The organism is Stenotrophomonas sp. P5_B8 (genome assembly GCF_054049855.1).
Window position 1 is genome coordinate 1 of record NZ_JBFULO010000182.1, and the last position, 7,368, is coordinate 7,368.

5 protein-coding genes are annotated in these 7,368 nt (G+C 67.4%); 4 read left to right on the top strand and 1 reads right to left on the bottom strand.

Going from position 1 to position 7,368, the window contains the following annotated elements; translation table 11 throughout:
* On the bottom strand, positions 1 to 1,226 hold a 1,226-nt coding region (locus ACXJKH_RS11415), incomplete at its 3' end, for a TonB-dependent receptor (protein WP_457319521.1).
* 597 nt (positions 1,227 to 1,823) lie between these two features.
* On the opposite strand from ACXJKH_RS11415, the gene ACXJKH_RS11420 reads away from it, so the two are divergent.
* The 4 genes from ACXJKH_RS11420 to ACXJKH_RS11435 form a co-directional block, all read left to right on the top strand.
* On the top strand, positions 1,824 to 4,295 hold the full coding sequence (locus tag ACXJKH_RS11420; RefSeq protein ID WP_457319522.1) for a GH92 family glycosyl hydrolase: 2,472 nt from the start codon (positions 1,824 to 1,826) through the stop codon (positions 4,293 to 4,295).
* Between the two features lie 105 nt (positions 4,296 to 4,400).
* On the top strand, positions 4,401 to 5,447 hold the full coding sequence (locus ACXJKH_RS11425; protein WP_457319523.1) for a LacI family DNA-binding transcriptional regulator: 1,047 nt from the start codon (positions 4,401 to 4,403) through the stop codon (positions 5,445 to 5,447).
* Positions 5,448 to 5,491: 44 nt separating this feature from the next.
* On the top strand, positions 5,492 to 6,802 hold the full coding sequence (gene fucP / locus ACXJKH_RS11430; protein ID WP_457319524.1) for an L-fucose:H+ symporter permease: 1,311 nt from the start codon (positions 5,492 to 5,494) through the stop codon (positions 6,800 to 6,802).
* A 7-nt stretch (positions 6,803 to 6,809) separates the two neighbouring features.
* A partial coding sequence (locus ACXJKH_RS11435; RefSeq protein ID WP_457319525.1) for a PfkB family carbohydrate kinase occupies positions 6,810 to 7,368 on the top strand: 559 nt, incomplete at its 3' end.

The following is a 7,368-nucleotide window of genomic DNA, read 5'->3' on the forward strand; positions in this document are numbered from 1 at the left end:
GTGCAGTCGTCCGGACCCCAGCCACCCGGCGCCATGCCGGCGGCGGCGGCCTGTTCCTCGCTGCAGTAGTAGGTCTTGCCGGCCAGCTTTTCGTACTGCGCACCGGTGACGATGCTGCCACTGGGGTCGAAGCTGAGCCCGTTGAGCAGGCGGCCGCCGTCCCAGTTGCCGTCCCCGTTGTAGCGCGCCAGGTTCCATTCCGGAATCTTCAGCATGTTCTGGGTGTAATCCCCCTGCAGCTCGAAGCGGAAGTAGTTGGCGGTCAGGGTCAGGTTGTCCAGCGGCTTGAACTGGAAGGTGAACTGGCCGCCGGTACGCTCGCGCTTTTCTTCCTTGACCGCGAAGTTCACCGAGGTCGGCATGAAGAATTCGCTGTAGTTGCGCCCGCTCTGGTCATTGAAGCCGGACTGGCCCCACCAGTAGTGGATGCCGTCCTGCGACAGTACGTTGCCGTTGGCATCGCGTGCGTCGGTGCCGTTGCCGTACCACTGATAGTCCTCGGTGCTGGCCTGCATGGTGCGGCTGGTGCGGGTCTGCTTGGTCGCCCCGACCAGCAGGCCGAAACGCTCGTCCTTGCTGTGCCAGGAGTACAGCGCCGACACCTGCGGTTCGATGTCGTGGCTGGTATCTGACGACGTGCCTTCCAGGTTCACGTAACCGGAGTTGGCTTCCATATCCAGCGGACGACGGGTATGCAGGATCACCGTGCCGCCGATGCCGCCCTCGTCGATGCGCGCCTCGGGCGATTTGAACAGCTCCGCGCTGGACAGCATGTTTGCCGGCAGCAGCGTGTAGTTGAACGAGCGCGTCGCTTCGTTGTTGGTTTCCGAGGTGGCGACGTAGTTGCCGTTCAACTGGGTGAGCGTCAGGTCTGGGGCGAGGCCGCGCACGCTGACGGTCTTGCCTTCGCCGCCGCTGCGCTCGATGACCACGCCGGGCACGCGCTGCAGCGCATCGGCGACGTTTTTGTCGGGGAACTTGCCGACGTCCTCGGCGGTGATCACTTCGACCACGGCGTTGGCGTCGCGCTTCTGCTGCAGGCTCTTTTCGATGGCGTAGCGGTAGCCGGTGACGGTCACGCTGTCGAGCGTGGTGGCCTCCGGTGACGAGGCCGGGCTGGCCTGTTGTGCAAAAGCGCTGGCCGGAACCAGCGCGGCGGCGAACAGCGCGGCGGTAATGGCGGCCGACAGCGTGTCGCGGTTGCGCATGCGGGACATCTTGTTCATTCCACTCTCTCCCTCTCCTGGATTGAAACGGTGGCGATACGTGATTGAATCGATCTAATTTTCAAGGCGCCTTGGGGCGTCGAGTCGTGCGTCCGGCATGCAGCGCGTGGTGGTCCCCACCCACCCCCTCCAGCAATCGTGACCGTTTAAAGTTGGATCGATCTAAACGATTGGCGGGGATTTTTTAGCACGGCCCGGCGGGCGACGCATGCTGCTGCGCAATATGGCAAGCGCGCGTCGAGGGTGTGACGCGATCGAAAAAACCATGAAAACGTTTTCGTGCGCGGAGACGGCTGGGGAGGGATGGCTGTCGCGTCGCTTGCAGAGGCATCAGCCATCCATCGCCAGGTTGCGTCGAGGCCACGAACAGATGCTGAAGCGTCGGCCGGGCGGCACGGCGCAAGCGTGCCTCCGCCTATCCGGGCCCGCCATGTTGCGCCGCAGAATGCATCGGCCGAAATCCCCGTGCTTTACTTGAATCGATCTAAATTCACGGCAACGTGGATCTGGAGCCGCGTCCCGGGGAGACGCCCGGCCAGCAGTGGCGGGGCTTTGCGCCCCTTCGTCAGCACCGACATCGACCCACAGGATCCACCCATGCGCCGAATGCCGTCCGCCTCTGTCGTCCCCCCGTCACGCCGCGCCCTGCCACGCCTGGCCTGCCTGTTCGCCCTGGCGTTCGCGCCGATGCTGCAGGCCGCCGCCCCGATCGCGCTTGAGCGTGAGGTCAACACGTTCATCGGCAGCAAGGATGACGGCAACACCTTCCCGGGCGCCTCGGCCCCGTTCGGGCTGATCCAGGTCAGCCCGATCGGCGAGCACTACGCCGGCTGGCGCTATGACGATCCCAAGATCCGCGGCTTCGGCCACTCCTTCCTGTCCGGTGCCGGCTGTTGGGAGCAGGGCGGGCAGGTCTCGGTACTGCCGGTCACCGGCAGCATYGGCAAGGGCGGCGACTTCAACACCGACGATGCCAAGAGCTTCGACCACAAGCGCTACGCCTCCAGCTACACCCATGAGGGCGAGGTCGGCCAGGCCGGCTACTACAAGGTGCGCCTGACCGGTTACGGCGGCATCGATGCCGAGGCCACCGCGCGTACCCGCGCTGCGGCCGAGCGTTACACCTTCCCGGTCGACGCCGGTACCGGCCATGTGCTGGTCAACGTCGGCCAGGCCAACGAGCGGCATTCGGTGATCGGCAGCGTGATCGACGTGGTCGGCGACCGCGTGGTCGAGGGCAAGCTGGTCACCAAGAGCTTCTGCGGCGGGCACCAGTACACCACGTGGTTCCGCATCGAGTTCGACCGCCCGTTCAAGGCGTTCGGTACCTGGGGCGAAGAGGGCGGCCTGGCCGGTGCGCGGCATCGCATGGAAGGCGAACAAAAGCCCAGCGGCGCGTGGTTGAGCTTCGACGTGGGCAAGGGCACGGAGCGCGCGGTCACCGCGATCAGCGCGATCTCGCACGTGGACGCCGAAGGCGCGCGCACCAACCTGCGCAGCGACGGCATGCAGGGCGGCAAGCTGCTGGGGTTCGAGCAGATGCGCACGCAGGCCCAGCAGCAGTGGCGGCGCGAGCTGGCCACCACGAGCGTGGAAGGCGGCAGCAGCGATGACCGTACCGTGTTCTATTCGGCGCTGTACCACGCACTGCTGCAGCCGCTGACCGGCAGCGATGCCGATGGCCGCTACCGTGGCTACGACGACGCCATCCATCGCGCGGACGGCTGGACCTACTACGAGTATTTCTCGTTGTGGGATACCTACCGCGCGCAGAACCAGTGGCTGGCATTGACCCGCCCGGCGGTGGCGCGCGACATCGGCCGCAGCCTCCTGGCCATCAACGAACAGGGCGGCTGGCTGCCGCGCTGGGGCTACGCCAATTTTGAAACCAACATCATGACCGGCGATCCGGTCACCCCGTTCCTGGTCGACCTGTGGCGCTTCGGCGCGCTCGCCGGGCGCGAGGCCGAGGCCTACACCGCGCTGCGCCGCAACGCGTTCGAACAGCCGCCGCTCAACTCGCGCCATGCCGGTCGTTCCGGCAATCCGGGCTACGTGGAAAACGGCTTTGTGGCCTACGACCGCGCGTTCCCCTCCAAGGGCATGGACGTCGATCCGCATCACGGGGGCTCGGCCACGCTGGAATACGCGCTGGCCGACTGCGCGCTGGCACAGATGGCCGAGGGGCTGGGCCATGCCGACGATGCGGCTACGCTGCGCACGCGCGGCGGCAACTGGCACAAGGTGTGGGACCCGCAGGTGCGCGATGAAGAGACCGGCATGAGCGGGTTCCCGCGTCCGCGCATGGACGATGGCAAGTGGTACGTGCCGTCCGACGGCCACTACAGCCCGCGGTCGCACCATGGGTTCCATGAAGGCACCGCGTGGCAGTACCAGTGGCTGGCACAGCAGGACATGCCCGGCCTGATCCAGGCCATGCACGGCCGCGAGCAGGCCGGCAAGCGCCTGGATGCGTTCTTCGCCTACGACGTCCTGGTGCAGTCGCCGCTGACCGCCGCACGCAAGGAATGGGTGGTGGGGCCGTACAGCTACTACAACCAGTACCGCTACAACCCCAACAACGAACCGGACCTGCACGCGCCGTGGATGTACACGCTGATCGGCCAGCCGTGGAAGACCGCCACGGTGGTGCGCGCGGCCCAGCAGCTGTTCACCAATGCGCCCAACGGCGTGACCGGCAATGACGACCTGGGCACGATGTCGGCGTGGTACCTGTTCAGCGCGATCGGCCTGTACCCGGCGGTGCCCGGCAGTGGCCAGTTCCTGCTGCACACCCCGCGCTTTTCCAGGGTGGAGGTGGACCTGGGCACCGGCCGTAGCCTGACCCTGGCCGCCGCCGGTGCCGATGGCCGCACCCTGCAGTACGTGCAGGGCGTGCGCGTCGACGGCCAGGACCACGCGCCGGTGTGGCTGGACTGGACCCGCCTGCAGCAGGGCGGGCGCATCGACTTCGCGCTCGGCGCCCAGGCCCCGACCACCGGCTGGGGCACCCGCGCCGAGGCGTTGCCGCGCTCCTACTGCGCCACCCCGGGCGCGGTGCTGGAATGAACCTGCGTCTGCCCAACGGCTGCGCCCCGACCACCGGCACCGGCACGGTCCGTTGGCCGATGCGATCGTTTAGGCTTGCGGGATGACAAGGACCGGGCGGACACGATGAACGACAAGGCCACACCCGCAGGCAAGGGAACGCGCGCAGTCACCGTGACCGATATCGCCGAGGCGATCGGCGTGTCGCGGGCGACCGTGTCGCTGGTGTTGCGCGGCAGCCCGCTGGTCAACGTCGACACCCGCGCCCGGGTCGAGGCCGAGCTGCGTCGCCAGCGCTATGTCTACAACCGGGGCGCGGCCAACCTGCGGCGTCGCACGTCCTCCAGCGTGGCCCTGGTGATCAACGACCTGTCCAACCCGTTCTTCGCCGAGTTCGCCTCCGGCGTGGACGAGGCGCTCGGTGCCAAGGGGTTTGTGACCCTGCTCGGCAGCACCGGCGAATCGCCGCAGCGGCAGCAGGCGGTGTTGACCACCTTGATGGAACACACCCCGGCCGGCCTGATCCTGTCGCCGGCCGAAGGCAGTGACGCGGCGGAACTGCGCCAGGTGCTGGGCTTCAATGCCAACGTCCTGCTGTTCAACCGCGAGCCGCCCGGCGCCGACTGGGACTTCCTCACCCTGGACAACCAGCAGGGCGCCTACCTGGCCACCCGCCACCTGATCGAACGCGGTCACCAGCGCATCGCCTTCTTCGGTGGCCACGCCGATTCCAGTTCCTGCCACCAGCGTCGGCTGGGCTACGCGCAGGCGCTGGCCGAAGCGGGCAGGGACGTGCAACCGGACTGGCTGATCGAATCGGCGCCCAACCGCCTTGAAGCCGCCGCGCGCAGCGAAGAACTGTTCGCGCGCGATCCGGCGCCCACCGCGGCGGTCTGCTACAACGACAGCGTCGCCCTCGGCCTGATGCTGGGCCTGGCCTCGCGCGGGGTGCGGCCCGGCATCGATTTCGCGGTGACCGGGTTCGATGACATCTCCGAAGCGGCGGTTGCCCTGCCGCCGCTGACCACGCTCACGGTCAACCCGCGCGAGCGTGGCCGGCAAGCGGCCGAACTGCTGCTGCAGCGGCTGGACCATCCCGAAGCGGCACCACAACGCACCGTGGCGCCCGTACAACTGCGCATCCGCGCCAGCAGCGGCCCCGCGGCCGCGTGATGGCGTCTTCCTTCACCTGCTCGCGCAACGAGGCGCGTACCTGAATGCCCATTTCTCCAACGCCCCGACTGCCCTCCTCGTCTGCGTCCGCGCCCGTGGTCAACACGCGCATGGCCCTGGCCGTGGCGACCACGATCTTCTTCATGTGGGGCTTTTTGACTTGCCTCAACGACATCCTGATTCCACATCTGAAGGCGGTGTTCGAACTGAACTACGCCAAGGCGATGCTGGTGCAGTTCACCTTCTTCGGCACCTATTTCCTGATGTCGCTGCCGGCCGGTCGGCTGGTGGCGCACCTGGGCTACAAGAAAGGCATCGTGGCCGGCCTGGCCATTGCCGCGGTCGGCGCGCTGGGCTTCTGGCCGGCGGCCGAACTGCGCGTGTATGAAGCCTTCCTCGGCGCGCTGTTCGTGCTCGCCACCGGCATCACCGTGCTGCAGGTGGCGGCCAATCCGTACGTCGCGCTGCTCGGTCCGGAACAGACCGCGTCGAGCCGCCTGACCCTGGCCCAGGCATTGAACTCGCTGGGCACGGCGATCGCACCGATCTTCGGCGGCCTGCTGATCCTGGGCAACACGGTCAAGAGTGCCGATGAGCTGGCCGCGCTGCYGTCGGCCGAACAGATCGCCTACCGCGTGCAGGAAGCGCAGTCGGTGCAGGGCCCGTACGTGGGCCTGGCGATCGCGCTGGCGCTGCTGGCCGTGTTCGTCTACCTGTTCCGCCTGCCGGCATTGACCGAGACCACCGAGCAGGCTGACAGCGGCAAGCACACGCTGCTGGACGCGCTGCGCCACAAGCACGTGCTGTTCGGCGTGCTGGCGATCTTCTTCTACGTGGGCGCGGAAGTGTCGATCGGCAGCTTCCTGGTGAACTACCTGTCGATGCCGGCCATCGGCGGCTTCACCGAGCAGCAGGCCACCCATTACGTGTCCGCGTACTGGACGCTGGCGATGATCGGTCGCTTCGCCGGCTCGGCGATCATGACCCGCTTCTCGCCGCGCGTGCTGCTGACCGTGTTCGCCGCGGTCAACGTACTGCTGCTGGCGCTGACCATGCTCAGCACCGGCCACGTAGCGCTGTATGCGGTGGTGGCGGTGGGCCTGTTCAACTCGATCATGTTCCCGACCATCTTTGCGTTGAGCATCGAGCGCCTGGGGCCGCTGACCAACAAGGCCTCCAGCCTGCTGATCATGGCCATTGTCGGGGGCGCGGTGGTGCCGTACCTGCAGGGCGTGCTGGCCGACCATATCGGTCTGCAGCCGTCCTTCATCCTGCCGCTGGTGTGCTACGGCTACATCATTTTCTATGGCCTGTCGGGTTCGCGCCCGAGCGCCGCATTCCGCCACGGAGCCTGAGGCCAGAATGAGCAAGATTGTCTGTTTCGGCGAGATTTTGATCGATCTACTTGCGCAGCCGCCGGCCAGCGCCGACACCCCGCGCGCGTTCCTGCAGTACGCCGGTGGGGCACCGGCCAACGTCGCGGTGGCCGCGGCGCGGCTGGGTGCGGACACCCATTTCGCCGGCATGCTCGGCAACGACATGTTCGGCGACTTCCTCGCCGAGAGCCTGGCCGACGCCGGTGTGGCCACCGACTGCATCGTGCGTACCGGCGCGGCCAAGACCGCGCTGGCGTTCGTGGCGCTGGACGCCCACGGCGAGCGCAGTTTCAGCTTCTACCGGCCGCCGGCGGCGGACCTGCTGTTCCGCAGCGAGCACTTCCACGCCAGCTGTTTTGACGGCACGCGCAGCTTCCATGTGTGTTCCAACAGCCTGACCGAGGCCGAGATCGCCGCGACCACGCTGGATGGCATGCGCCGCGCGCGTGCCGCCGGTGCGATGGTCAGCCTCGACCTCAACCTGCGTCCTGCGCTGTGGCCTGCCGACGCGAACCCGCTGCCGCGACTGTGGGACGCGCTGGTGC